Origin of the sequence: Citrobacter sp. wls757 (assembly GCF_005280935.1) — a bacterium.
Lineage (GTDB): Bacteria > Pseudomonadota > Gammaproteobacteria > Enterobacterales > Enterobacteriaceae > Citrobacter > Citrobacter portucalensis.
In genome coordinates, this window is record NZ_SZWU01000034.1 from 313,983 (window position 1) to 338,122 (window position 24,140).

Below are 24,140 nucleotides of genomic sequence, written 5' to 3' on the forward strand. Positions count from 1 at the left end.
GAGCAAGGGGTGCGGGCGATTTTAGGGCAGTTAGTCAGCGTATTGATGGCCGCGAAACTGACGGCGAAAGTGGCGCACGCTTACGGGGAAGCGCTGGAGGATGCGCCCGAGTATGTGTGTTTTCCTACGCCGGAAGCGCTTGCCAATGCCGATCCGCTACGCCTGAAAGCGTTAGGAATGCCGCTCAAACGCGCTGAAGCGTTGATTCACCTGGCTCATGCAACCCTTGAAGGAACGCTCGCGACAACAGCCCCTGCCGATATCGAACAAGGCGTTAAGCAGCTACAAACGTTTCCCGGGATAGGGCGCTGGACCGCCAACTATTTCGCGCTACGTGGTTGGCAGGCGAAAGATGTTTTTCTGCCGGATGATTATCTGATTAAACAGCGTTTTCCCGGCATGACACCAGCCCAGATCCGACGGTATGCAGAGCGCTGGAAACCCTGGCGCTCCTATGCGCTGTTACATATTTGGTATACGGATGGCTGGCAACCGTCAGTTGATGGCGAAATTACTGGTATTCAGTAGCAGATCCAGCGGTTGGGCATCGGCAATAATATCGCCATAAATCATATCAACACCGATGCCAGAAAGCGTATCCATGATGAGTGGCAACTGCACCGGACCGGCGATAGTTTTTATGTCCAGGCGCTGGGCATGACCCTGAATAATGGACACCCACATTTCGTCGATCAGGTTGCCGGGAGCGCTGGCACTTAGCTCGCTGTCGAGCAACAGGTAATCGACAATGCGATATTTCAGGTTGTCAAAGAGCTCTAAATCGCGACCAACCTGACTTAATACAATTCGACAGCCGTACTGGCGCAGCCGATGCAGGGCAGACACCGCCTGCGTTGGGTTGGTTTTGATGACGCTTGCCGGAATGGTCAGATGCAGCAATCGCGGCGGTAGTGGACTGCGTTGCAAGTGCTCCAGCAGCTCATCGATAAGTTCTGTGTTGAGCAGGCCGACGGCGGAAAGGGGCAGGGCAATACTGAGGCCCTTACTGGCTACTGCTTGGGCAGAGTTCTGGAAGAACTCGCTAAATACCCGACGGTCAAGCGCCTTGCTTAACGCGGGATCGACCAGCCCGGCGCGGAAGGCTTGCTCCTCAATGGCTTCACCTTCAGCGGTGCCTAAGCGAAGCGAGAGAAGCCAGAAGCTAAACGTCTCCGGTATACGCGGGGAAGCCACACCTCTGGCGATCATCAGCATTGGGTTGTTCATAATGGTGTGTCTTTGCTCATCCAATGTCAGTTGACTACGCGCGGCATGACCCTGGCTTTGCTGCGGTTCATAAATGCAGACACGTCCACGCCCACTGTTTTTCGCCGCATAGCAGGCGATATCGGCCTGAGACATCACATCGGTCGCGACATGGTTTTTCTCATCAATCAGCGTAATTCCCGCACTGGCACCTATACGGTGTAAGCGGCCTTCCCACATAAAGTGGTAATTATTAATAGCACTGATGACGCGACCTGAGATAAAGCGGGCGCTTTCGATATTACAATCCGGTAGCAACAGACCAAACTCGTCGCCGCCCAGGCGTGCCAGCATATCGCTGGATCGCAACATGCTGAGCATAAGCGCTGAGAGTTCACGCAGCAGGGCATCGCCAGCGGCATGACCCGCGCTGTCGTTCACCGCTTTAAAACGATCCAAATCGATAAAAACCAACACATGGCGCTGGTGCGTGTCGTGTACCGAATGCAGCAATTGTTTTAGATGGTTTTCGAAGCTGACCCGGTTTGCCAACTGCGTCAGGTCATCATGTGAGGCGCTGTAGCTAAGCTGGCGGAGCATCTTCCGCGACTCTGTGACGTCCTGAATAACCAACACCGAGCCAATGCTGCCGCCGTCGAGGGTGCTGAGGGGCGTGATGCTATACTGAATGTCATAACTGTTGCCGTTACGACAATGCAGGACCACTTCCTGTTCGATTGCCGTACGTGACATGTCAGCACTGTAGATATTTTCCATCAGCGGACCGTTCTCGCCAAAAGTAATATGTAGTACCGTCAATAGCGGAATGCCGATGGCACTGTCCTGCTGCCAGCCGCTCATTTTCTCAGCAACCGGATTCATAAAGGTCACGTTCATATCGACATCAATACAAATCACCGCTTCGCCGATTGAATCCAGCGTAATGTGAAGGCGCTCTTTTTCCTGAAACAGCGCTTCGTTAAGCTGCTTGACTTCGGTCATATCCATATTGATACCAAGTAAGCGTTCAACTTCACCGTCTTTATTCAGTACCCGGTTGGCCAACGAGCGGATATGGCGTATGCCATCTTTTACCGCGATACGAAACTCAAGCTTAAACGGAGCCCGTGCGGCCAGTGAATCACGAATCACATTTTCGGCGTACTCACGATCTTCGGGTACCACGCACTCATACCAGACTTGCCAACTGGGCTTGATATGCGCAGGAACTTCGTAGAGATCGAACATCCGTTTATCCCAACTGATCACGTCAGGCTGGAGTTCCCATTCCCAGATCCCAATCCCCCCGGCTTCATTGGCGAGGGTAATGCGCTCCATCAACCGTTTGTTAATCCACTCGGTATGCTTCAGGTCGTTAATGTCCTCAACCTGCGCGATAAAATAGAGTGGGGTATTGTCGCTATGACGCACCAACGAAACGGCCAGCAACGCCCAGACGACGTCGCCCGAACGGGTGTAATAGCGTTTTTCCATGGAATAGCTATTAATCTCTCCGCGTGCCAGCATGTTCAACTGTTCAATGTCGTTGTTCAAATCTTCCGGCCAGGTTAATTGCTGGAAGGTCAGTGAACGTAACTCCTCCTGGCTATAGCCCAGAAACTGACACAAGGCTTTATTGGCCTGTAACCATTGCCCCTCGGTACCGACTAACGCCATGCCAATCGCGGAATATTCCATGGCGTTGCGAAAGCGTGACTCGCTTTCTGAAATGTGCTTGCGTTCGGCTCGAAACGCGTACATCACCATGGTCATCATATTAGCGGGCAACAGGATCATCAAAAACGGCAACCAGGGGATGTCCGTCATCATGTTCGGTTTCGGGGTGTAAAGTAGCGAAGGGTCGGCAGCCAGCATCAGCGAAACCATCATCACGGTGCTGAGGAATATTAAAAACGCCTCCATACGCGGCAGACGGACAGCGCTCCACATCAGCAGGACAATAACGCAGGTAAATGGCCATGGAATGTACATCATGGACAGCCAACTGAGCGTTAAGGTCACCAGCAGGGTAATCAGGGTCTCAAGCAATAATCGCGGGTCGCGATGGCGCAACAGGTAATGTGGTTTAAACAGTAAACCTAACGGCACCAACGCCAGTGCGCCAATGGATTCTGACAGTACCCAAATGAGAAAGGTATTTAACGACGTGTCCTTCGGCAGCAACAACCACATCAAAATGCCGCCCAACAGTGGCGGAACAACCGCGCTACCAAATGCCAGGCGCGCCCAGTCATTCAAATTTTGTAAGGGATTGTACCAGGGCAGCAGTTTACGCAATAACATTGCGCCAACAACAGCCTCAATAATGTTAATGACCGTATAGGAGAAATTAAGCGACTGTCCGGGGAAAAAAAGTAAAGAGGCGCCGATGCTACCGAATGAGCAAGCCAGCGCGATCCCAGGCCACATCTTTCCCGCGTGACGGTAAAAAGCCACCATCATGATAGAGGTTGGAAACCACAGAGGGGCAAGCTGTGCGCCGTAACGTGATAGTTCCAGCGAAAACAACGTAAAGATGAAAGCCACCAGACCTAAACTGGCCAGGCGCAGTAGAGGATGGGGTAAGGTAACTAAAACATGTTGGGATTGTTTACTCATTACCACTCTACCCAAATAGCCGTTGTCGCCCAGCAGAGATGCCGGACGCATCACATTTAATCTGGGATTATGCTAGTACAAACAATTTACAATTTATACGCCAGCTGCTCATAAATTAACACTCCCAAGCTATTAATTCCTAAGGCAGGTGAATAAATATAGCGGCTGTTCTAAATCTGACCATTTTAATTTGCGACAGGGACAGCATTGGTGCAGCCTGGGGTGGCATCGCGCCGCTGAAATCCCTATAATTGCCGCGTTTGGCGTTTCGACGCCGCCCTTCCTTACATCCAGGTTAATCAGGTCGCTAAATTTATGACTGATCAGTCCCATCAGTGCGTCATTATCGGCATTGCCGGCGCATCGGCTTCCGGCAAGAGCCTTATTGCCAGTACTCTTTATCGCGAATTGCGTGAACAAGTCGGTGACGAACATATTGGCGTTATTCCCGAAGACAGCTATTACAAAGATCAAAGCCATCTGTCGATGGAAGAACGCGTAAAAACCAACTACGACCATCCGAACGCGATGGACCACAGCCTGCTGTTTCAACATCTGCAAACGCTGAAGCGCGGCTCTGCCATTGAGCTGCCGGTTTATAGCTATGTTGAGCACACGCGTACGCAAGACACTATTCATATCGAACCGAAGAAAGTCATTATCCTGGAAGGCATTTTGCTGCTGACGGATGCGCGTTTGCGCGATGAGATGAACTTTTCTATTTTTGTTGATACGCCGCTGGATATTTGTCTGATGCGCCGTATCAAGCGGGATGTGAATGAACGTGGTCGTTCAATGGATTCGGTGATGGCGCAATACCAGAAAACCGTCCGTCCAATGTTCCTGCAATTTATTGAGCCTTCAAAGCAATACGCCGACATCATTGTGCCGCGCGGGGGTAAAAACCGCATCGCCATCGATATTCTGAAGGCTAAAATCAGTCAGTTCTTTGAATAAGTTCAGCGAATTGTGTACCGTTCAGTGATAACCTGGTTCACCCTTAACGCACCTGGCATTAAGGGTTTGAAGCACGAAAGGAGAAAGTGCCATGCGTTTATGTGACCGAGATATTGAAGCCTGGTTGGATGAAGGTCGCCTGTCGATCACTCCACGCCCTCCTGTCGAGCGAATCAATGGCGCCACGGTAGATGTGCGTCTTGGCAACAAATTCCGTACGTTCCGCGGTCATACGGCGGCGTATATCGATTTGAGCGGACCGAAAGATGAAGTCAGCGCCGCGCTGGATCGCGTGATGAGTGATGAAATCGTCCTCAAGGACGGCGAGGCATTCTTCTTGCATCCGGGTGAGCTTGCGCTGGCAGTAACATTCGAATCCGTGACGTTGCCTTCCGATCTCGTCGGTTGGTTAGATGGCCGTTCATCTCTGGCGCGTCTGGGACTGATGGTACACGTCACCGCACACCGTATCGATCCGGGCTGGTCTGGCTGTATCGTACTGGAGTTTTACAACTCCGGAAAATTACCGCTGGCTCTGCGTCCGGGCATGCCGATTGGCGCGCTAAGTTTCGAACCGCTTTCCGGTCCGGCAGCGCGACCATACAACCGTCGTCAGGATGCGAAGTATCGCGACCAGCAGGGCGCCGTTGCCAGCCGGATCGATAAAGACTGAGTGTTTTTCAGTCCATTGGGGATAGCATGAGACGATTTCTGACGACGCTGATGATTCTTCTGGTCGTGCTGGTGGCCGGTTTTTCTGCGTTAGTACTGTTGGTGAATCCGAATGATTTCCGCGCGTATATGGTCAAGCAGGTTGCCGCACGTAGTGGGTATCAGCTGCAGTTGGATGGCCCCCTGCGTTGGCACGTATGGCCGCAACTGAGTATCCTCTCAGGGCGAGTGGTGTTAACGGCTGAAGGTGCCAGCGAACCTCTGGTTCGTGCCGACAATATGCGTCTCGACGTCGCGTTGTGGCCGCTGTTGAGCCACCAGCTCAGCGTGAAGCAGGTGATGCTCAAAGGCGCAGTGATTCAACTGACCCCGCAAACTGAGGCGGTACGCGGCAAAGATGCACCTGTTGCCCCAAAAGACAATATGTTGCCCGATCTGGCGGAAGACAAAGGATGGTCGTTTGATATCGCCCGTTTGCGCGTTGCCGACAGTGTTCTGGTATTCCAGCATGAAGACGATGAACAAGTTACCGTTCGTGATATTCGTCTGGAGATGGAACAAGATAGCCAGCACCGCGGCACGTTTGATTTTTCCGGGCGTGTGAACCGCGATCAGCGCGATCTCGCGTTATCCTTTAACGGTACGGTCGATGCCTCCGATTATCCGCACAACTTATCTGCGAATATCGAGCAGTTAAGCTGGCAATTGCAGGGGGCCGATCTGCCGCCCCAGGGGATCAACGGTCAGGGACATCTTCAGGCGCAATGGCTGGAAGAGAAAAAACAGCTTTCGTTTAGCCAGATAAATTTGACTGCTAATGACTCTTCGTTCTCCGGGCAAGCGCACGTATCCTTGTTGGAAAAACCGGAATGGGCCGTCGACTTAAAATTTGGTCAGCTCAATCTGGATAACCTGCTCGTACAGCATGACGCAGCAGCGACAGCAAAAGGTGACGTTCAGCAAGGTCAGAGTCAGTCAACGCTGGCGCGCCCCGTCATTGCTTCCCAGGTTGATGCCGTTTCGTATCAGGGACTCAAAGGCTTTTCGGCCGACATCGCTTTGCAGGCTGACAAAGTACTGTGGCGGAAAATGGCGTTTGAGAATGTCTCGGCAAAAATAGACAACCGGTTCGGCTTACTGAACATTGCGCAGTTGCAGGGAAAAAGTGATGGCGGGCTGATCTCATTGCCCGGCACGCTGGATGCCAGAAAGGGAGAACCGCGAGCGGTCTTTCATCCGCGCCTGGAAGGTGTGGAAATTGGCACTATTTTGAAGGCCTTTGATTACCCCATCGCACTCACCGGCAAGCTGTCGCTGGCAGGAGATTTTTCCGGCTCAGATATTGATGCCCAGGCGTTTCGCCATAGCTGGCAAGGGCAGGCCCATGTCGAAATGAACGATACGCGAATGGAAGGGATGAACTTCCAGCAGATGATTCAACAGGCTGTAGAACGCAGCGGTGGGGATGTTAAATCTCAGCAAAACCTCGATAACGTGACCCGGTTGGATCATTTTGTAACCGATATGACGCTGGATAACGGTGAGGTGACGCTGGATAACATGGCAGGGGAGTCCGCGATGTTGGCGCTAACCGGCAAAGGAACGTTAGATCTGGTGAAGCAGAATTGCGACACGCTGTTTAACATTCGCGTGCTGGGCGGTTGGGATGGCGAAAGTAAGTTGATTAGTTTCCTGAAGACCACCCCGGTTCCTCTCAGGGTCTATGGCCAGTGGCAATCACTGAACTACAGTCTGCAAGTTGATCAGCTTTTGCGTAAGCATCTGCAGGATGAAGCAAAACGTCGTCTGAATGACTGGGCAGATCGCAATAAAGATTCCCGCAACGGCAAAGATGTTAAAAAGTTGCTGGATAAGCTCTGATTCATATTGCCGGATGGTGGCTAATACCCCATCCGGCTCGTGACTTACACCTCGTAATCCATCTCTTCTTCACTGTGTAGCGGTATCAGCTGGACCTTTTGCACGCGATGATTTTCCACCTGCAGGGTTTTTAGCCGATAGTCGCCAACCTGGACTTCCTCCCCGGTTTTCGGGATGCGCTGCAAATACTCCATTAACAGTCCGGCAATGGTGTGATACTCACGCTTATCGTCTAACGGGATAGGCACGTACTGCACCAGGTCTTCCAGTGGCATATGTCCGTTAGCGGTCCACGAACCATCGGCGTTTTTCTGAATATCATGACGGGCGTCGATTTCCTCTACCTCGTTTGGCAGATTGCCGGCGATGGTTTCCATCACATCACTCAGCGTCACAATCCCTTCGACGGAACCAAATTCATCGGCTACAAACGCGAAATGCGTCCGGGCATTACGGAACTGCTCAAGCGCCGGAAGCAGCGGCAAGGTCTCCGGGAACACCAGCGGCTGGCGAATCAAGACGCGCAGGTCGAGCGGTTCGCCGCGCAGAGACTGTTGCAGTAAATCGATGACATGCACCACGCCCAACAGTTCCTCCTGCTCGTCTTCGCCAGTGACCACCAGACGCGTATGCTGGTTTTTTTCCAGTAAGGCGCGGATTTCTGCTTCGGGCGCATTGAGGTCGATATGTTCAATATCATGGCGCGAGGTCATGATACTGCTGACCGTACGCTGATTGAAGTTCAGCACACGTTCAATCATCCGTCGCTCCTGTGGCGCAAAAATCTGACCTTCATGATGATCCGCCAGCATCGCTGCGGTTTCGGCATCCAGTTCGGCATCTTCTTTTTGCCCGCTCAGCAGCCGCATTACCGCCTCGGCGGTGCGCTGGCGCAGAGTATGGTTGGCTGAGAGGAAGCGACGACGGTTAAAGATAGCCAACTGGTTCAATGCTTCAATCATGACCGAGAAGCCGATGGCCGCGTACAGGTAACCTTTCGGGATATGGAAACCAAACCCTTCGGCCACCAGACTGAAACCAATCATCAGCAGGAAGCTCAGACACAGAATAACAATAGTTGGATGGCTGTTAACAAAGCGCGTCAGCGACTTGCTGGCCAGCAACATCAGGCTGATGGCGATAATGACTGCCGCCATCATCACCGCCAGGTGATCGACCATGCCAACAGCGGTAATGACGGAATCCAGAGAGAAGATGGCGTCCAGCACCACGATTTGCGCGACCACACCCCAGAACTTAGCGCCTTTACGCTGGGTGGGGTTATCGCTGTCTTTCCCTTCCAGCCGTTCGTTGAGCTCCATAGTGGCTTTAAACAGCAGGAAGAAACCCCCGAACAGCATGATCAGATCGCGGGCGCTGAAGCTGAGATCGCGAATGCTGAACAGCGGCGTGGTCAGCGTTACCAGCCAGGATATTGATGCCAGCAGCAGCAGGCGCATAACCATTGCCAGCAGTAGCCCTGTAATACGCGCCTTATCCCGCTGGGCAGGAGGTAGTTTCTCCGCGAGGATGGCAATAAAAACAAGATTATCAATGCCAAGAACAAGTTCGATCACGATTAACGTGACCAGTCCGGCCCAGATTGACGGATCGGCAATCCATTCCATAGTAAATGCTATACCCATAGTTGTATGACAATTGTCACAATTCGATCATGGGTAAAACTGGCGAAAAATGCAATGGCGAGAAGGGATTTCTCTGTCGGTTATATCAGAACTGATGCAGGATAATAGCCTTAATGTAACTACAGGAAATGATTTTATTAATCTAAATATATTTAGGAAATATCGCAGGTGGAGTATTTCTATATCAATATTGTCAATATCAATAAAATCCTAAAAATATATAAATCCGACGCTTAATATTAATCTTAAAAGCCAGGTATCGGCGGTTTGTTATCTTGCCTGATATTCGCATAGCTGCAACAATTCTTGCGGTAATAATCAAAAGATAAATATTTCCTCATCAATCAGTGGCGCCATTCCCGATGCGTTAATGCTGTAAATGTGATGAAAATAAAGGAGAGGATAAAAATTTAAATTAATCAGTGCATTGGTAGCTAGTGAAGCCAGGGGCGGTAGCGTGTCTGGTCGCCTGAAACAAGCCTAAATTATTCTGTCAAGAGACCGCAGATGAATTCATTTTTTTTAGGACTGATGCCAGTTAAATTCCATTTCAATTAACGGCAAGGTAAATACGTACAGGCGAAGTCGCTATTTAGATTGCATGTGATAAATACTCTGCCAAAGTGATAAATAATCAATGATGAAATCCAAACTTAAATTGATGCCAGTATTGGTATCGGTGATCTTGATAAACGGTTGTACCGTGCTTCCGGGCAGCAATATGTCTACGATGGGCAAAGATGTGATTAAACAGCAGGACGCTGATTTTGATATCGATCGCATGGTGAATGTTTATCCACTCACGCCACGGCTGGTCGAACAATTACGTCCTCGACCAAATGTTGCCCAGCCAAATATGTCGCTGGACCAGGAGATTTCCGGATATCAGTACCGGGTCGGCCCGGGGGATGTCCTGAATGTGACCGTCTGGGACCATCCTGAACTCACCACGCCAGCTGGGCAGTACCGTAGCTCAAGCGATACCGGCAACTGGGTGCAGCCTGATGGCACCATGTTTTACCCCTACATCGGCAAAGTCAGCGTGGTGGGAAAAACGTTGGCAGAGATTCGTAGTGATATTACCGGGCGCTTAGCGAAGTACATTGCTGACCCGCAGGTGGACGTTAATATCGCCGCTTTCCGCTCGCAGAAGGCCTATGTCTCCGGGCAGGTGAACAAATCCGGCCAGCAGGCCATCACCAACGTGCCGCTTACCGTTCTTGATGCCATTAACGCCGCAGGCGGTCTCACCGAGGCAGCAGACTGGCGCAACGTTGTGCTGACTCATAAAGGGCAGGAGCAACGTATTTCACTGCAAGCGCTGATGCAAAATGGCGACCTGAGCCAGAATCGCCTGCTCTATCCTGGCGACATTCTGTTTGTTCCGCGTAATGACGATCTGAAAGTCTTCGTAATGGGGGAAGTGAAAAAACAGAGCACCCTCAAAATGGACTTCAGCGGCATGACGCTCACCGAAGCGCTGGGCAATGCCGAAGGTATCGACCTGACCACCTCCAACGCCAGCGGCATTTTCGTTATTCGACCATTGAAAGGCGAGGGCGGGAACAACGGCAAGATCGCCAATATCTATCAGCTTGATATGTCCGATGCGACGTCGCTGGTGATGGCAACATCATTCCGACTCCAGCCATACGATGTGGTGTACGTCACTACCGCGCCGGTTGCTCGCTGGAACCGTTTGATCAATCAGTTGCTGCCGACTATTAGCGGTGTTCGCTATATGACGGACACGGCCAGCGACCTTCACAACTGGTAATCATCATGTTTAACAAAATCTTAGTTGTCTGTGTGGGGAACATTTGTCGTTCCCCGACGGCAGAGCGCTTATTAAGGCAATTTCATCCGGCGTTAACGGTCTCTTCAGCCGGTCTTGGGGCGCTGGTGGGGAAAGGCGCGGATCCGTGTGCTATTAGCGTGGCGCAGGCGCACAACCTGTCACTGGATAATCATTGTGCCCGGCAGATCTCGGGACGAATGTGCCGGGAGTATGACCTGATCCTGACCATGGAGAAGCGCCATATCTCTGCCCTGTGTGAAATGGTGCCGGAGATGCGCGGCAAAGTGATGCTTTTTGGGCACTGGGACAGCGAGCGCGAAATTCCCGATCCGTATCGTAAAAGCCGTGATGCGTTTGACGCGGTGTACGCATTACTTGAACGGTCTGCCCGCCAATGGGCTCAGGCACTGAACGCAGAGCAGGGAAAACAATGACAGAAAAAGTTAAACAGTCTGCTGCGCCGGTAACGGGCAATGATGAAATCGATATTGGTCGTCTGGTCGCAACGGTAGTGGAAGCCCGCTGGTGGGTTCTTGGCATTACCGCGGGCTTTGCATTGTGTGCCGCGGTCTACACGCTGTTCGCCACACCCATCTACAGTGCGGACGCGCTGGTGCAAATTGAGCAAAATACCGGAAATTCACTGGTGCAGGATATTGGCTCAGCGTTGTCGAACAAACCGCCGGCCTCGGAAGCGGAAATTCAGCTCATCCAGTCGCGTCTGGTATTAGGGAAAACGGTAGACGATCTTAACCTCGATATCGCCGTTACCAAAGATACATTCCCTATTTTTGGCGCGGGCTGGGACCGGCTGATGGGCCGCCAGAACGAAACGGTTAATGTGACCACCTTCACGCTGCCAAAGGCAATGAATGAACAGACCTTCACGCTCAATGTGCTGAATGACACAAGCTATCAACTGGTGAGTGACGGGGGTTTTAGCGCCCGGGGGCAAGTCGGCAAGGTGTTGGAACATGATGGCGTGACGATGCTGGTTGAGGCGATTCATGCCAGCCCGGAGAGCCAATTTACCGTCAGCAAATTCTCCACGCTGGGCATGATAAACACCCTGCAAAATAATCTGATGGTGGCGGAAACAGGCAAAGACACCGGCGTATTGAGCCTGACCTTTACCGGCGAAGACCGCGAGCAAATCCGCCAGATCCTCGACAGTATTACCCGCAACTATCTGCAACAAAACGTGGAACGTAAATCTGAAGAGGCCGCCAAAAGTCTGGCGTTTCTGGCAAAGCAACTGCCTGAGGTGCGTAATCGGCTGGACGTTGCTGAAAACAAGCTGAACGCCTTTCGTCAGGATAAAGACTCCGTGGATTTGCCGCTGGAAGCCAAAGCGGTGCTGGATTCGATGGTGAATATCGATGCGCAGCTGAATGAACTGACCTTCAAAGAAGCGGAGATTTCCAAGCTGTTCACCAAAGCGCATCCGGCGTACCGCACGCTGCTGGAAAAACGCCAGGCGCTGGAAGATGAGAAAAGTAAGCTGAACGGGCGCGTAACGGCGATGCCGAAAACGCAGCAGGAAATTGTTCGTCTGACGCGTGATGTGGAGTCCGGTCAGCAGGTCTATATGCAGTTGCTGAACAAGCAACAGGAACTGAAGATTACCGAGGCCAGTACGGTTGGCGATGTGCGCATTGTCGATCCCGCGATTGCCCAGCCTGGCGTGCTGAAGCCGAAAACGGCGCTGATTATTCTCGGCAGTATCATTCTCGGTTTGATGCTTTCCGTGGTGGGCGTACTGCTGCGTTCTCTGTTTAATCGCGGTATAGAAAGCCCGCAGGCGCTGGAAGAGCATGGTATCAGCGTGTATGCCAGTATTCCGCTGTCCGAATGGCAAAAAGCACGTGATAACGTTCAGACCATTAAAGGTGTGAAACGCTACAAGCAAAGCCAGCTGTTGGCAGTGGGTAATCCAACCGATCTCGCCATAGAAGCGGTCCGTAGCCTGCGTACCAGCCTGCACTTTGCCATGATGCAGGCGCGTAACAACGTATTGATGCTGACCGGCGTCAGCCCGTCGATTGGTAAAACGTTTGTCTGCGCCAACCTGGCGGCAGTCATCAGCCAGACCAACAAACGCGTGCTGTTGATCGACTGCGATATGCGCAAAGGCTATACCCACGAACTGCTGGGGACCAATAACGTCAACGGCCTGTCTGAGATCCTGATTGGCAAGGGGGATATCTCATCCAGCGCCAAACCGACATCGATTCCGCATTTTGATCTGATCCCTCGCGGTCAAATCCCTCCCAATCCTTCCGAGCTGCTGATGAGCGAGCGTTTCGGAGAACTGATTGCCTGGGCCAGCTCGCACTATGACCTGGTGCTGATTGACACTCCACCAATTCTGGCGGTGACCGATGCAGCCATCGTGGGGCGTCACGTCGGAACCACGCTGATGGTGGCGCGTTATGCGGTCAACACGCTGAAAGAGGTGGAAACCAGCCTGAGTCGCTTCGAGCAAAACGGCATTCAGGTGAAAGGGGTGATCCTCAACTCGATCTTCCGCCGTGCCAGCGGGTATCAGGATTACGGCTACTACGAATACGAATACACGTCGGATGCGAAATAAATCACCAACCCTGCCGGATGCGGCGAAAACGCCTTATCCGGCCTACAAAAGCGTATCTATCCGGAAACGAAAATGACGACAGAAAACCCGCTAATTTCAATTTATATGCCAACCTGGAACCGCCAGCAGCTGGCCATTCGGGCGATTAAATCGGTGTTGCGCCAGGACTACCCTCACTGGGAGATGATCATTGTGGATGATTGCTCTTCCTCATATGAGCAGTTGCAGCAGTTTGTTGAGGAACTCAACGATCCGCGCGTGTCGTATACGCATAATTCCACCAACTCTGGGGCCTGTGCGGTGCGTAATCAGGCCATTATGCAGGCCAACGGGCAATACATTACGGGGATTGATGATGATGATGAATGGACGCCGAACCGCCTGAGCGTGTTCCTGCAGTATCGGCATCAACTGGTCACACGGGCGTTTCTGTATGCCAATGACTATGTCTGTGAGGGCGAAGTGTATTCGCAGCCGACCAGTCTGCCGCTCTATCCGAAGTCCGTTTATTCACGCCGCAGGTTTTATAAACGCAACATCATTGGTAATCAGGTATTTACATGGGCATGGCGGTTTAAAGCATGCCTGTTCGATACCACGCTGAAAGCGGCGCAGGATTACGACATCTTCCTACGTATGGTGGTGGCGTATGGCAAACCGTGGAAGGTCAAAGAGGCGACGCAGATCCTGCATGTGAATCACGGCGAGATGCGTATTACCTCATCGCCGAATAAATTCTCCGGTTACTTTCAGTTTTACCGCAAGCACAAAGGCAAATTTGACCGGGCCAGCAAGAAATATCAGCTGTTTACCCTCTATCAGATCCGCAACAAACGGATGAACTGGCGCACGCTGCTGACGCTGCTTTCTGTTCGTAACAGTAAGCGTCTGGCCGACGGACTGCGAGGACGCTAATTATGCTGGAAGATTTACGTGCGAACGGCTGGAGTCTGCGCCCCTGCTGCATGGTAGCGGCCTATCGGATTGCCCATTTTTGCTCCGTCTGGCGTAAAAAAAACATCATAAACAACCTGTGGGCTGCCCCGGTGCTGGTGATGTATCGCCTTATCACTGAATGCATGTTTGGCTATGAAATTCAGGCTGCTGCATCAATCGGTCGTCGTTTCACCATCCATCATGGCTATGGGGTGGTTATCAATAAACACGTGGTGGCGGGGGATGATTTTACCCTACGCCACGGCGTCACTATCGGCAATCTTGGTGCCAACGATCCCTCCTGTCCGGTCATCGGTAACGGCGTTGAGTTGGGGGCCAATGTCACTCTGCTCGGCGACGTTGCTATTGGCGATAACGTGACGATTGGCGCCGGGAGCGTTGTGGTGGATAGCGTTCCGGACAATACGCTGGTCGTGGGCGAGAAGGCACGGGTGAAGGTAATAAAATGAAGATATTACAGTTTAATGTGCGACTCGCAGAAGGTGGTGCGGCAGGCGTGGCGTTAGATTTGCATCTTCGCGCGCTGGAAAAAGGACTGTCGTCGCGCTTTGTGTACGGCTATGGCAAAGGTGGCAAGAAAAGCGCCAGCCACAGGGATTATCCGCATGTTATCAAACATACGCCGCGTCTGACATCGGTGGCGAATATTGCGCTATTTCGTTTCGCGAACCGCGACATGTTTGGCAATCTCAACAAGTTATACCGTGAAGTTACCCGCACCAGCGGCCCACTGGTACTGCATTTTCATGTGTTGCACAGCTACTGGTTGAACCTGGAAGAGGTGGTGGCCTTTTGTCAAAAAGTGAAGGCGCATAAACCGGATATCACCTTCGTCTGGACGCTGCACGATCACTGGAGCGTGACCGGTCGCTGTGCCTTTACTGATGGCTGCGAAGGCTGGAAAACGGGCTGTCAGAAATGCCCAACGCTCAGCAACTATCCGCCGGTAAAAGTCGATAAAGCCCATCAGCAGTTGCCCGGTAAGCGGCAGATGTTTCGCGCCATGCTGGCGCTGGGTTGCCAGTTTATCTCGCCCAGTCAACATGTGGCCGACGCATTCAACAGCCTGTATGGTGTGGGACGCTGCCGCATTATCAATAATGGCATTGATGTGGCAACTGAAGCCATTCTTGCCGAACTACCCGCGATGCCTGCGGAGAGCGGTCGGCCGAAAATTGCCGTGGTGGCTCATGACCTGCGCTATGACGGCAAAACCAGTCAACAACTGGTGCGAGCGATTACCGCGCTTGAGGACAAAATTGAGCTGCATACCTTCGGCAAATTTTCGCCATTTGCGGGAGATAACGTCATCAACCACGGTTTTGAGAGCGATAAGCGCGCGTTGATGAGTGCGCTTAACCGGATGGATGGACTGGTGTTCAGCTCCCGTGTCGATAACTACCCGCTGATTCTGTGCGAAGCGCTTTCCATCGGCGTACCGGTAATTGCCACGCACAGCGATGCCGCGCAGGAAGTGCTGGCTAAATCAGGCGGCAAAACGTTCAGCGAAGCGGACGTATTGCAGCTGGTGCAGCTGAAAAAATCAGACATTGCGCAGGCGGTATTTGACACGTCCCTTACCGCGTTCAGTCAGCGCAGTCGGGCGGCATACAGTGGGCAACAGATGCTGGAGGAATATGTCTCGTTCTATCAGAATCTGTAGCTATCTGGTGCTACCGCTGCTTTATCTGCTGGTTAACGTCAAACTTGCCCAGCTTGGCGAGAGCTTCCCGATAACCATCGTCACGTTCTTGCCCGTTCTGTTGTTGCTGTTTGTCGAGCGCATCAATATCAAAAAATTAATGATTGCGCTGGGGGTGGGGGGCGGGCTGACGGCGTTTAACTACCTGTTCGGCCAATCACTGGATGCCAGTAAGTACGTAACGTCAGCGATGCTGTTTGTTTATACCGTGGTGATCATTGGCATGGTGTGGAGTATTCGCTTCAAAACCATTTCACCGCATAACTACATTAAGATTTTGCGTTTTTTCTGGCTGGTGGTGGGACTGGTGGTGGGGTTAGCTGCGGTTGAAATGGCACAGATAATTCTCAGCGGCGGCAGCAGTTTAATGGAAGTTATTTCGAAATATCTTATTTACAGTAACAGCTATGTTCTGAACTTTATTAAGTTTGGTGGGAAACGTACCACTGCGCTCTATTTCGAACCGGCATTCTTCGCTCTGGCGTTAATCTCAATTTGGCTCAGCATCAAACAGTTTGGTATCAAAACACCTAAGTCCGATGCTATGATTCTGGCAGGGATAATATTATCAGGATCGTTTTCAGGGGTAATGACGTTTATTTTGTTTTACCTCCTGGAGTGGGCGTTTCAGTACCTGAATAAGGATGCGATAAAAAAGAAGCTACCGCTGGCGATAATCTCATTAAGCGTGTTTTTAGTTGGGGTGATATTTGCTTTTCCGTACATCGCAACGCGGCTTGGTGATTTAGGAACTGAAGGTTCGTCATCGTATTATCGTATCGTAGGGCCATTGGTGATGGTCGGTTATTCATTACTGAACGTTGATGGCGTAGTGAGATTTGGCTCACTTTATGAATACGTTGCGTCATTCGGAATTTTTAACGGTGCAGATGTCGGTAAAACAATAGACAATGGTTTGTATCTGCTGATTATTTATTTTTCATGGTTCGCGGTGATATTAGCCCTATGGTACATGGGGAAGGTCATGAAAATGATGATCAATGCGTTTGGCGATAATCAGAATTATCGGGTGCAGCTTTATCTTTTTACACCGTTGTCACTGTTTTTTACAGGTTCAGTATTTAGTCCGGAATACGCATTTTTAATTGTGTGTCCGTTTATATTGCGCAAGGCGCTGAATATCGCGAGGTAACTCACATGCTGCTCAGTATCATTACCGTCGCCTTTCGCAATCTGGAAGGGATCGTCAAAACTCACGCATCGCTGGCACATCTGGCGCAAGCGGGTGATATCAGTTTTGAGTGGATTGTTGTTGATGGCGGCTCCTCGGATGGTACGTCGGCGTTTCTTGAAGGGCTCTGTGGGGAACACCGGTTACGGTTTGTCAGCGAGCCGGATAACGGCATCTATGATGCGATGAACAAAGGCATCGCGATGGCGCGCGGACGGTTCGCGCTGTTCCTCAACTCCGGGGATATTCTGCATGCGGATGCGGCACATTTTATCCGCCAGCTAAAAATGCAGAGCGACCAAACCATGGTCATTGGCGATGCGTTGCTGGATTTCGGCAATGGCAACAAAATTAAGCGCCGGGCAAAACCAGGTTGGTATATTTATCACAGCCTGCCCGCCAGTCATCAGGCGATATTCTTTCCGCTCTCAGGGCTGAATGTCTGGCATTATGATTTGCAATATAAAATATCGTCTGATTACGCGTTGGCAGCCCAATTATACAAGTCCGGTTACGCTTTTAAAAAGCTGAGCGGGTTGGTATCGGAGTTTTCTATGGGCGGAGTGTCAACGACGAATAATCTGGAATTGTGTCGGGATGCCAAAAAAGTACAGCGCCAGATATTACACATGCCAGGTTTTTGGACCGGTTTGTCAAAATATTTACGTCTGCGCACAACCGGTAAAACAAAAACCTTATATGGGAAAACGTAAGGGCATATTATGCAGGACTTAAGCGGATTTAAAGTTCCTGGAGGTTTTCGCGGTGGTGGTGCTATTAAAGTGCAATTATGGTGGGCGGTGCAAGCAACATTATTCCGCTGGTCACCACAGGTCATGTATCGCTGGCGTGCATTTTTATTACGAATGTTTGGCGCAAAAATAGGAAAAAACGTAGTCATTCGGCCTTCAGTAAAAATTACTTATCCGTGGAAATTAACCCTGGGAGATTATGCCTGGGTGGGTGACGACGCGGTTTTATATACGTTAGGTGATATTACGATTGGCGCCCATGCGGTTATTTCGCAAAAAAGTTATTTATGCACCGGGAGTCATGATTATGCCAGTCAACATTTTGATATTAACGCCACGCCGATTGTGGTTGGCGCTAAATGCTGGTTGGCGACAGATGTCTTTGTCGCGCCTGGCGTGACGATTGGCGATGGCACCGTCGTTGGAGCACGAAGCAGCGTATTTAAATCGCTGCCAGCAAATGTCATTTGTCGGGGAAATCCCGCAGTAGTCACGCGCGAACGCGTCGAGAAAGTTACTCCCTGAGGGGATCACTGAAGAGGTTATAACATGTCAAAAGTCGCTCTCATTACTGGCGTAACCGGGCAGGATGGTTCTTACCTGGCAGAACTCCTGCTGGAAAAAGGGTACGAAGTACACGGTATTAAGCGTCGCGCTTCATCATTCAACACCGAACGTGTGGACCACATCTACCAGGATCCGCATTCAGGCAATCCCAAATTCCATCTGCACTATGGTGATTTGACGGATTCATCCAACCTGACCCGTATTTTAAAAGAGGTCCAACCGGATGAGGTCTATAACCTGGGCGCCATGAGTCACGTCGCGGTGTCGTTTGATTCACCGGAATACACCGCAGATGTTGATGCGATCGGCACCTTGCGTTTGCTGGAGGCGATCCGCTTCCTTGGTCTGGAAAAAAAGACCCGTTTTTATCAGGCGTCCACCTCTGAGCTGTACGGTCTGGTACAGGAAATCCCACAGAAAGAGAGCACGCCGTTCTATCCGCGTTCACCGTATGCCGTTGCCAAGCTGTACGCCTACTGGATCACCGTCAACTACCGCGAGTCTTACGGGATGTATGCCTGTAACGGCATTCTGTTCAACCACGAATCTCCGCGCCGCGGCGAAACCTTTGTCACTCGCAAAATTACCCGGGCGATCGCCAACATCGCTCAGGGGCTGGAGTCTTGCCTGTACCTGGGCAACATGGATTCACTGCGCGACTGGGGGCATGCCAAAGATTACGTCAGGATGCAGTGGATGATGCTGCAGCAGGATAAGCCGGAAGATTTCGTGATTGCCACCGGCGTGCAGTTTTCCGTGCGCCAATTCGTGGAAATGGCGGCCGCTCAGCTGGGGATTAAATTGCGCTTTGAAGGCGAGGGCGTGAATGAGAAAGGCATCGTGGTTTCTGTGACCGGACACGATGCGCCGGGGGTGAAACCCGGGGATGTCATGATTGCCGTTGACCCGCGCTACTTCCGCCCGGCTGAGGTGGAAACGCTGCTGGGTGATCCGGCCAAAGCACATGAAAAACTGGGCTGGAAACCGGAAATCACGCTGCGCCAGATGATCTCGGAAATGGTCGCTAACGACCTTGAAGCAGCGAAGAAACACTCCCTGCTGAAGTCGCACGGATACGAGGTCGCCATCGCGCTGGAGTACTGAGGATGAATAGACAACGTATTTTTGTGGCGGGCCATCGCGGGATGGTGGGGGCCGCCATCGTCAGACAACTGGCGCAGCGAGATAACGTAGAACTGGTGCTGCGTACCCGCGACCAGCTTAATCTGCTGGACGCCGCTGCGGTGCAGGCGTTCTTTGCCGCTGAACGTATTGACCAGGTTTATCTGGCGGCGGCAAAAGTGGGGGGGATTGTGGCGAACAATACTTATCCTGCTGATTTTATTTATGAAAATATGATGATTGAGAGCAACATTATTCATGCAGCGCATCTGCATAACGTGAATAAACTGTTGTTCCTCGGGTCATCCTGTATTTATCCCAAGCAAGCTACCCAGCCAATCGCCGAAAGTGAACTGTTGCAGGGGGCACTTGAACCGACCAATGAGCCGTATGCGATTGCCAAAATTGCCGGTATCAAGCTGTGCGAATCGTATAACCGACAGTATGGCCGTGATTATCGCTCGGTGATGCCGACCAATCTGTACGGACCGCATGACAACTTTCATCCGAGTAATTCGCATGTGATCCCGGCGCTGCTGCGCCGCTTTCACGAAGCCTGCGAGCAAAATGCGCCGGATGTGGTGGTGTGGGGAAGCGGGACGCCAATGCGTGAATTTCTGCATGTCGACGATATGGCGGCGGCCAGTATCCACGTGATGGAGCTGGCTCAGGAAGTGTTGCAGGAATATACCCAACCAATGCTGTCGCATATCAATGTGGGTACCGGTGTGGACTGCACCATCCGTGAACTGGCCCAAACCCTCGCGCAGGTCGTGGGTTACAAGGGGCGCGTGGTGTTCGACGCCAGCAAACCGGATGGGACGCCGCGCAAATTGCTCGACGTTACGCGTCTGCATCAGTTGGGCTGGTATCACGAGATATCTCTGGAAGCGGGGCTTGCCAGTACATATCAGTGGTTCCTTGAAAACCAGCAGCGTTACCGGGGGTAAGCATGTTTTTACGTCATGAGGATTTTGCCACCGTTGTACGTTCAACTCCGCTGATTTCCATCGATTTGATCGTGGAAAACGCCCAAGGCGAATTTCTGCTTGGCAAGCGCCTCAATCGTCCGGCGCAGGGGTACTGGTTCGTGCCCGGCGGTCGGGTGCAAAAAGATGAACCGCTGCGCGCGGCCTTTGAGCGGCTGACTGACGCTGAGCTGGGGTTACGTTTACCGCTGTCCGCTGCAGAGTTTTACGGGGTCTGGCAGCACTTCTATGACGACAACTTTTCCGGGGAAGATTTCTCAACGCATTACATCGTGCTGGGATTTCGTCTGCGGGTGTCGGAAAACGACCTGCAACTGCCTGACGTTCAACATGGCGCGTACCGCTGGCTGGCAATTGAAGAGATCCTGGCCAGTGACCACGTGCACGACAACAGCCGGGCTTACTTCTGTGAGAAGAGTCAGGCCGGAGTACCCGGGCTATGAAGATCCTTGTGTATGGCATCAACTATTCGCCGGAGTTGACCGGTATCGGTAAATACACCGGTGAAATGGTGGAGTGGATGGCGCAACAGGGGCATGACGTACGGGTGATCACTGCGCCGCCTTATTATCCGCAGTGGAAGGTCAACGGTCGCTATTCATCCTGGCGCTATCGTCGTGAAGAGGGCGATGCCATCGTCTGGCGTTGTCCGCTGTATGTGCCTGAGCAGCCTTCTACGCTCAAGCGCTTGCTGCATCTAGGCAGTTTCGCCTTGAGCAGTTTCTTCCCGCTGCTGGCGCAGCGTCGCTGGAAGCCGGATCGCATCATTGGGGTAGTGCCGACGCTGTGTTGTACGCCGGGCATGCGCCTGCTGGCGAAGCTGTCCGGGGCGCGCACGCTGCTGCATATTCAGGATTACGAAGTCGATGCCATGCTGGGGCTTGGCATGGCGGGCAAAGGCAAGCGTGGCGCGGTGGCAAAACTGGCCAGCGCCTTTGAGCGCAGTGGGCTGTTGAATATGGACCATATTTCGACCATTTCTCGCTCAATGATGAATAAAGCGCAGGAGAAGGGCGTTGATGCACAGAAGGTCATTTTCTTTCCGAACTGGTCAGAAGTAGCACGTTTTCGTGACGTGAACGATGCCGATGCTCTGGCGTTGCGCCAGCAACTGGGCTTACCTGATGATAAAAAAATCATTCTCTACTCAGGCAATATCGGTGAAAAGCAAGGGCTGGAGAGTGTGATCGACGCAGCGGCCCTGTTGAGCGAACAGCCCTGGCTGTTTGTGATTGTCGGGCAGGGCGGGGGTAAAGCGCGGCTGGAGAGTATGTCTGGCGAACGCTGCCTGAACAATGTGATCTTCTTTCCGCTGCAATCTTATGACGCGCTGCCTGCGCTGCTCAAGATGGCGGACTGCCATCTGGTGGTACAAAAGCGCGGTGCGGCGGATGCCGTATTGCCCTCCAAACTGACCAATATCCTCGCCGTTGGTGGAAACGCGGTGATTACCGCCGAACCTGAGACCGAGTTGGGTCAGCTGTGTGATGCTCACCCAGGCATCGCGGTGTGTGTCGAGCCTGAATCAGTGAATGCGCTGGTTGGCGGGATTCAACAGGCGCTAACCATGCCAAAAGTGAACACGGTGGCACGTGAGTATGCCGAACGCACGTTGGATAAAGAAAACGTGCTGAGCCAATTTATTGCAGATATTCGGGGTACATGATGAGTCAAAACAAACTCTTTCCGGTGGTGATGGCCGGTGGCTCGGGTAGCCGTTTATGGCCTCTGTCCCGCGTACTATATCCAAAGCAGTTTCTGTGCCTGAAAGGCGATCTCACCATGCTGCAGACAACGATTTGTCGTCTGAACGGCGTGGAGTGTGAAAGCCCGGTGGTTATCTGTAATGAACAACACCGTTTCATTGTGGCGGAACAGCTACGGCAACTGCACAAGCTGACTGAGAATATTATTCTCGAACCCGCCGGGCGCAATACGGCACCGGCGATAGCGCTGGCCGCGCTGGCGGCAAAACGTCAAAGTCCGGGGGAAGATCCGCTGCTGTTGGTGTTGGCGGCCGATCACATGATTGCCGATGAAGAGGCATTTCGCGAGGCGGTTCGCAATGCAATGCCGTATGCCAGCGCGGGTAAGCTGGTGACGTTTGGTATCGTGCCGGACCAGCCGGAGACCGGCTACGGCTATATACGTCGCGGCGAGGTTTCGCCGACCAATACCGACGCCGTGGCTTTTGAGGTGGCGCAGTTTGTTGAAAAGCCCAATCTGGAAACCGCGCAGGCTTACGTGGCGAGCGGCGACTACTACTGGAACAGCGGCATGTTTCTGTTCCGGGCCGGGCGTTATCTGGAAGAACTGAAAAAATATCGCCCCGACATTCTTGAGGCCTGCGAAAACGCCATGAGTACGGTTGATCCCGATCTCGATTTTATCCGCGTTGATGAACAGGCGTTTCTCGCCTGCCCGGAAGAGTCTGTGGACTATGCGGTAATGGAACGTACGGCCGATGCGGTGGTGATGCCCATGAACGCAGGCTGGAGCGATGTTGGCTCCTGGTCATCGCTGTGGGAAATCAGCGCCCATACCGCTGAAGGTAATGTGCATCATGGTGACGTCATTAGCCATAAAACGGAAAACAGCTACGTGTATGCCGAATCTGGCCTGGTGACGACCGTCGGGGTGAAGGATCTGGTGGTGGTGCAGACCAAAGATGCGGTGCTGATCGCCGATCGCAACGCGGTGCAGGACGTCAAAAAAGTGGTGGAGCAAATTAAAGCTGACGGACGACATGAACACCATATTCACCGTGAAGTTTACCGTCCATGGGGCAAGTACGACTCTATTGATGCCGGAGACCGTTACCAGGTGAAGCGGATTACCGTTAAACCCGGTGAGGGATTGTCCGTGCAGATGCATCATCACCGGGCTGAACACTGGGTTGTGGTGGCTGGTACCGCGAAGGTGACAATCAATGACGACATCAAACTGCTCGCTGAAAACGAGTCTGTCTATATTCCGCTGGGGGCGACCCATTGTCTGGAGAACCCGGGGAAAATCCCGCTCGATCTGATTGAAGTGCGCTCCGGATCTTATCTCGATGAGGATGATGTGGTGCGGTTTGCGGACAGATACGGGCGTACCTGATGCCGGATGCGCTGCGCTTATCCAGCCTACAACATCGTAGGGCCGATAAGCGAAGCGCTCCGGGAAATGCATTTAACACTCATTAAAAGGCTCATTAAGAGTCAGGGCCTCCTGTTGCCTGAAGAAGGGTAAATCATGACGAAATTAACCTGTTTCAAAGCCTACGATATTCGCGGCAGGCTGGGCGAAGAGCTGAATGAAGATATTGCGTGGCGTATTGGCCGCGCTTACGGCGAGTTCCTGAAGCCGAAAACGATTGTCCTCGGCGGTGACGTGCGCCTGACCAGTGAGACGCTGAAGCTGGCGCTGGCGAAAGGACTGCAGGATGCGGGCGTGGATGTGCTGGATATCGGCATGTCGGGCACCGAAGAGATTTACTTCGCCA

Annotated in this window: 20 protein-coding genes and 1 pseudogene; 19 read left to right on the plus strand and 2 right to left on the minus strand. The window is 52.2% G+C overall.

Features of this window, described 5'->3' with window-relative positions:
• Nucleotides 1-528, plus strand: a 528-nt coding sequence (gene alkA / locus FDW94_RS24045) for a DNA-3-methyladenine glycosylase 2 (RefSeq protein ID WP_249358385.1), incomplete at its 5' end; no start/stop codon positions are given.
• On the opposite strand, the gene FDW94_RS09900 is transcribed toward alkA, so the two are convergent.
• The gene (locus FDW94_RS09900) at nucleotides 496-3,825 is read right to left on the minus strand and encodes a diguanylate cyclase (RefSeq protein WP_137377510.1); all 3,330 of its coding nucleotides are present in this window, start codon (nucleotides 3,823-3,825) and stop codon (nucleotides 496-498) included. The two genes, alkA and FDW94_RS09900, sit on opposite strands and share 33 nt — an antisense overlap.
• Nucleotides 3,826-4,140: 315 nt before the next feature.
• Between FDW94_RS09900 and udk the strand changes: the two genes are divergently transcribed.
• The 3 genes from udk (at nucleotide 4,141) to asmA (ending at nucleotide 7,335) form a co-directional block, all read left to right on the plus strand.
• Complete coding sequence (gene udk, locus FDW94_RS09905; RefSeq protein WP_003036776.1) at nucleotides 4,141-4,782, plus strand: uridine kinase; 642 nt, start codon at nucleotides 4,141-4,143, stop codon at nucleotides 4,780-4,782.
• A 91-nt stretch (nucleotides 4,783-4,873) separates the two neighbouring features.
• Nucleotides 4,874-5,455: a dCTP deaminase gene (gene dcd / locus FDW94_RS09910; RefSeq protein WP_003834269.1), complete on the plus strand. Its 582-nt coding sequence runs from the start codon at nucleotides 4,874-4,876 to the stop codon at nucleotides 5,453-5,455.
• A gap of 26 nt (nucleotides 5,456-5,481) precedes the next feature.
• On the plus strand, nucleotides 5,482-7,335 hold the full coding sequence (gene asmA, locus FDW94_RS09915; protein ID WP_137377511.1) for an outer membrane assembly protein AsmA: 1,854 nt from the start codon (nucleotides 5,482-5,484) through the stop codon (nucleotides 7,333-7,335).
• A gap of 44 nt (nucleotides 7,336-7,379) precedes the next feature.
• Here asmA and FDW94_RS09920 read toward each other — a convergent pair whose 3' ends face one another.
• The gene (locus FDW94_RS09920; protein ID WP_032943936.1) at nucleotides 7,380-8,963 is read right to left on the minus strand and encodes a TerC family protein; all 1,584 of its coding nucleotides are present in this window, start codon (nucleotides 8,961-8,963) and stop codon (nucleotides 7,380-7,382) included.
• A 655-nt stretch (nucleotides 8,964-9,618) separates the two neighbouring features.
• Between FDW94_RS09920 and FDW94_RS09925 the strand changes: the two genes are divergently transcribed.
• The 15 genes and pseudogenes from FDW94_RS09925 to FDW94_RS09995 form a co-directional block, all read left to right on the plus strand.
• The gene (locus FDW94_RS09925; protein WP_003834266.1) at nucleotides 9,619-10,758 is read left to right on the plus strand and encodes a polysaccharide export protein; all 1,140 of its coding nucleotides are present in this window, start codon (nucleotides 9,619-9,621) and stop codon (nucleotides 10,756-10,758) included.
• A gap of 5 nt (nucleotides 10,759-10,763) precedes the next feature.
• Entirely contained in the window at nucleotides 10,764-11,213 is a 450-nt protein-coding gene (gene wzb / locus FDW94_RS09930; protein ID WP_032949610.1) for a low molecular weight protein-tyrosine-phosphatase Wzb, read from the plus strand.
• Nucleotides 11,210-13,372: a tyrosine-protein kinase Wzc gene (wzc, locus tag FDW94_RS09935; RefSeq protein ID WP_137377512.1), complete on the plus strand. Its 2,163-nt coding sequence runs from the start codon at nucleotides 11,210-11,212 to the stop codon at nucleotides 13,370-13,372. Before wzb ends, wzc begins: the two co-directional genes overlap by 4 nt.
• A 72-nt stretch (nucleotides 13,373-13,444) precedes the next feature.
• Nucleotides 13,445-14,287: a colanic acid biosynthesis glycosyltransferase WcaA gene (gene wcaA / locus FDW94_RS09940; protein ID WP_000206145.1), complete on the plus strand. Its 843-nt coding sequence runs from the start codon at nucleotides 13,445-13,447 to the stop codon at nucleotides 14,285-14,287.
• Nucleotides 14,288-14,289: 2 nt separating this feature from the next.
• Nucleotides 14,290-14,778 carry a colanic acid biosynthesis acetyltransferase WcaB gene (wcaB, locus tag FDW94_RS09945; RefSeq protein WP_128612026.1) on the plus strand — a complete coding sequence of 163 codons (489 nt, stop codon included), beginning with the start codon at nucleotides 14,290-14,292 and terminating at the stop codon, nucleotides 14,776-14,778.
• A complete protein-coding gene (wcaC, locus tag FDW94_RS09950; protein ID WP_137377513.1) occupies nucleotides 14,775-15,992 on the plus strand; it encodes a colanic acid biosynthesis glycosyltransferase WcaC in 1,218 nt (405 codons plus the stop codon). Before wcaB ends, wcaC begins: the two co-directional genes overlap by 4 nt.
• Nucleotides 15,967-17,184 (plus strand): colanic acid polymerase WcaD, encoded by a 1,218-nt coding sequence (gene wcaD, locus FDW94_RS09955; RefSeq protein WP_020996654.1) that lies wholly within the window; start codon nucleotides 15,967-15,969, stop codon nucleotides 17,182-17,184. The genes wcaC and wcaD overlap by 26 nt, the downstream gene beginning before the upstream one ends.
• 5 nt (nucleotides 17,185-17,189) lie before the next feature.
• Nucleotides 17,190-17,936 (plus strand): colanic acid biosynthesis glycosyltransferase WcaE, encoded by a 747-nt coding sequence (gene wcaE, locus FDW94_RS09960; RefSeq protein WP_137377514.1) that lies wholly within the window; start codon nucleotides 17,190-17,192, stop codon nucleotides 17,934-17,936.
• Nucleotides 17,937-17,945: 9 nt separating this feature from the next.
• Complete coding sequence (wcaF, locus tag FDW94_RS09965; protein ID WP_048235022.1) at nucleotides 17,946-18,500, plus strand: colanic acid biosynthesis acetyltransferase WcaF; 555 nt, start codon at nucleotides 17,946-17,948, stop codon at nucleotides 18,498-18,500.
• A gap of 24 nt (nucleotides 18,501-18,524) precedes the next feature.
• A complete protein-coding gene (gene gmd, locus FDW94_RS09970) occupies nucleotides 18,525-19,646 on the plus strand; it encodes a GDP-mannose 4,6-dehydratase (protein ID WP_032943926.1) in 1,122 nt (373 codons plus the stop codon).
• Between the two features lie 2 nt (nucleotides 19,647-19,648).
• Complete coding sequence (locus FDW94_RS09975) at nucleotides 19,649-20,614, plus strand: GDP-L-fucose synthase (protein ID WP_137377515.1); 966 nt, start codon at nucleotides 19,649-19,651, stop codon at nucleotides 20,612-20,614.
• Nucleotides 20,615-20,616: 2 nt separating this feature from the next.
• Nucleotides 20,617-21,096 carry a GDP-mannose mannosyl hydrolase gene (locus FDW94_RS09980; RefSeq protein WP_111465370.1) on the plus strand — a complete coding sequence of 160 codons (480 nt, stop codon included), beginning with the start codon at nucleotides 20,617-20,619 and terminating at the stop codon, nucleotides 21,094-21,096.
• Nucleotides 21,093-22,319: a colanic acid biosynthesis fucosyltransferase WcaI gene (gene wcaI / locus FDW94_RS09985; RefSeq protein WP_137377516.1), complete on the plus strand. Its 1,227-nt coding sequence runs from the start codon at nucleotides 21,093-21,095 to the stop codon at nucleotides 22,317-22,319. The genes FDW94_RS09980 and wcaI overlap by 4 nt, the downstream gene beginning before the upstream one ends.
• On the plus strand, nucleotides 22,319-23,755 hold the full coding sequence (gene cpsB / locus FDW94_RS09990) for a mannose-1-phosphate guanyltransferase (RefSeq protein ID WP_008785192.1): 1,437 nt from the start codon (nucleotides 22,319-22,321) through the stop codon (nucleotides 23,753-23,755). The genes wcaI and cpsB overlap by 1 nt, the downstream gene beginning before the upstream one ends.
• A gap of 135 nt (nucleotides 23,756-23,890) precedes the next feature.
• Nucleotides 23,891-24,140: pseudogene (locus FDW94_RS09995) on the plus strand (phosphomannomutase CpsG); the annotation flags it as partial.

Bases quoted from the DNA above. Each gene is read 5' to 3' on its own strand.
- wcaD (WP_020996654.1), top strand. From the start codon at position 15,967: ATGTCTCGTTCTATCAGAATCTGTAGCTATCTGGTGCTACCGCTGCTT.
- dcd (WP_003834269.1), top strand. From the start codon at position 4,874: ATGCGTTTATGTGACCGAGATATTGAAGCCTGGTTGGATGAAGGTCGC.
- wcaI (WP_137377516.1), top strand. From the start codon at position 21,093: ATGAAGATCCTTGTGTATGGCATCAACTATTCGCCGGAGTTGACCGGT.
- wcaE (WP_137377514.1), top strand. From the start codon at position 17,190: ATGCTGCTCAGTATCATTACCGTCGCCTTTCGCAATCTGGAAGGGATC.
- wcaC (WP_137377513.1), top strand. From the start codon at position 14,775: ATGAAGATATTACAGTTTAATGTGCGACTCGCAGAAGGTGGTGCGGCA.
- udk (WP_003036776.1), top strand. From the start codon at position 4,141: ATGACTGATCAGTCCCATCAGTGCGTCATTATCGGCATTGCCGGCGCA.
- cpsB (WP_008785192.1), top strand. From the start codon at position 22,319: ATGAGTCAAAACAAACTCTTTCCGGTGGTGATGGCCGGTGGCTCGGGT.
- FDW94_RS09925 (WP_003834266.1), top strand. From the start codon at position 9,619: ATGATGAAATCCAAACTTAAATTGATGCCAGTATTGGTATCGGTGATC.
- FDW94_RS09900 (WP_137377510.1), bottom strand. From the start codon at position 3,825: ATGAGTAAACAATCCCAACATGTTTTAGTTACCTTACCCCATCCTCTA.
- wcaA (WP_000206145.1), top strand. From the start codon at position 13,445: ATGACGACAGAAAACCCGCTAATTTCAATTTATATGCCAACCTGGAAC.
- wzc (WP_137377512.1), top strand. From the start codon at position 11,210: ATGACAGAAAAAGTTAAACAGTCTGCTGCGCCGGTAACGGGCAATGAT.
- asmA (WP_137377511.1), top strand. From the start codon at position 5,482: ATGAGACGATTTCTGACGACGCTGATGATTCTTCTGGTCGTGCTGGTG.
- wzb (WP_032949610.1), top strand. From the start codon at position 10,764: ATGTTTAACAAAATCTTAGTTGTCTGTGTGGGGAACATTTGTCGTTCC.
- FDW94_RS09920 (WP_032943936.1), bottom strand. From the start codon at position 8,963: ATGGAATGGATTGCCGATCCGTCAATCTGGGCCGGACTGGTCACGTTA.
- wcaF (WP_048235022.1), top strand. From the start codon at position 17,946: ATGCAGGACTTAAGCGGATTTAAAGTTCCTGGAGGTTTTCGCGGTGGT.
- wcaB (WP_128612026.1), top strand. From the start codon at position 14,290: ATGCTGGAAGATTTACGTGCGAACGGCTGGAGTCTGCGCCCCTGCTGC.
- gmd (WP_032943926.1), top strand. From the start codon at position 18,525: ATGTCAAAAGTCGCTCTCATTACTGGCGTAACCGGGCAGGATGGTTCT.
- FDW94_RS09980 (WP_111465370.1), top strand. From the start codon at position 20,617: ATGTTTTTACGTCATGAGGATTTTGCCACCGTTGTACGTTCAACTCCG.
- FDW94_RS09975 (WP_137377515.1), top strand. From the start codon at position 19,649: ATGAATAGACAACGTATTTTTGTGGCGGGCCATCGCGGGATGGTGGGG.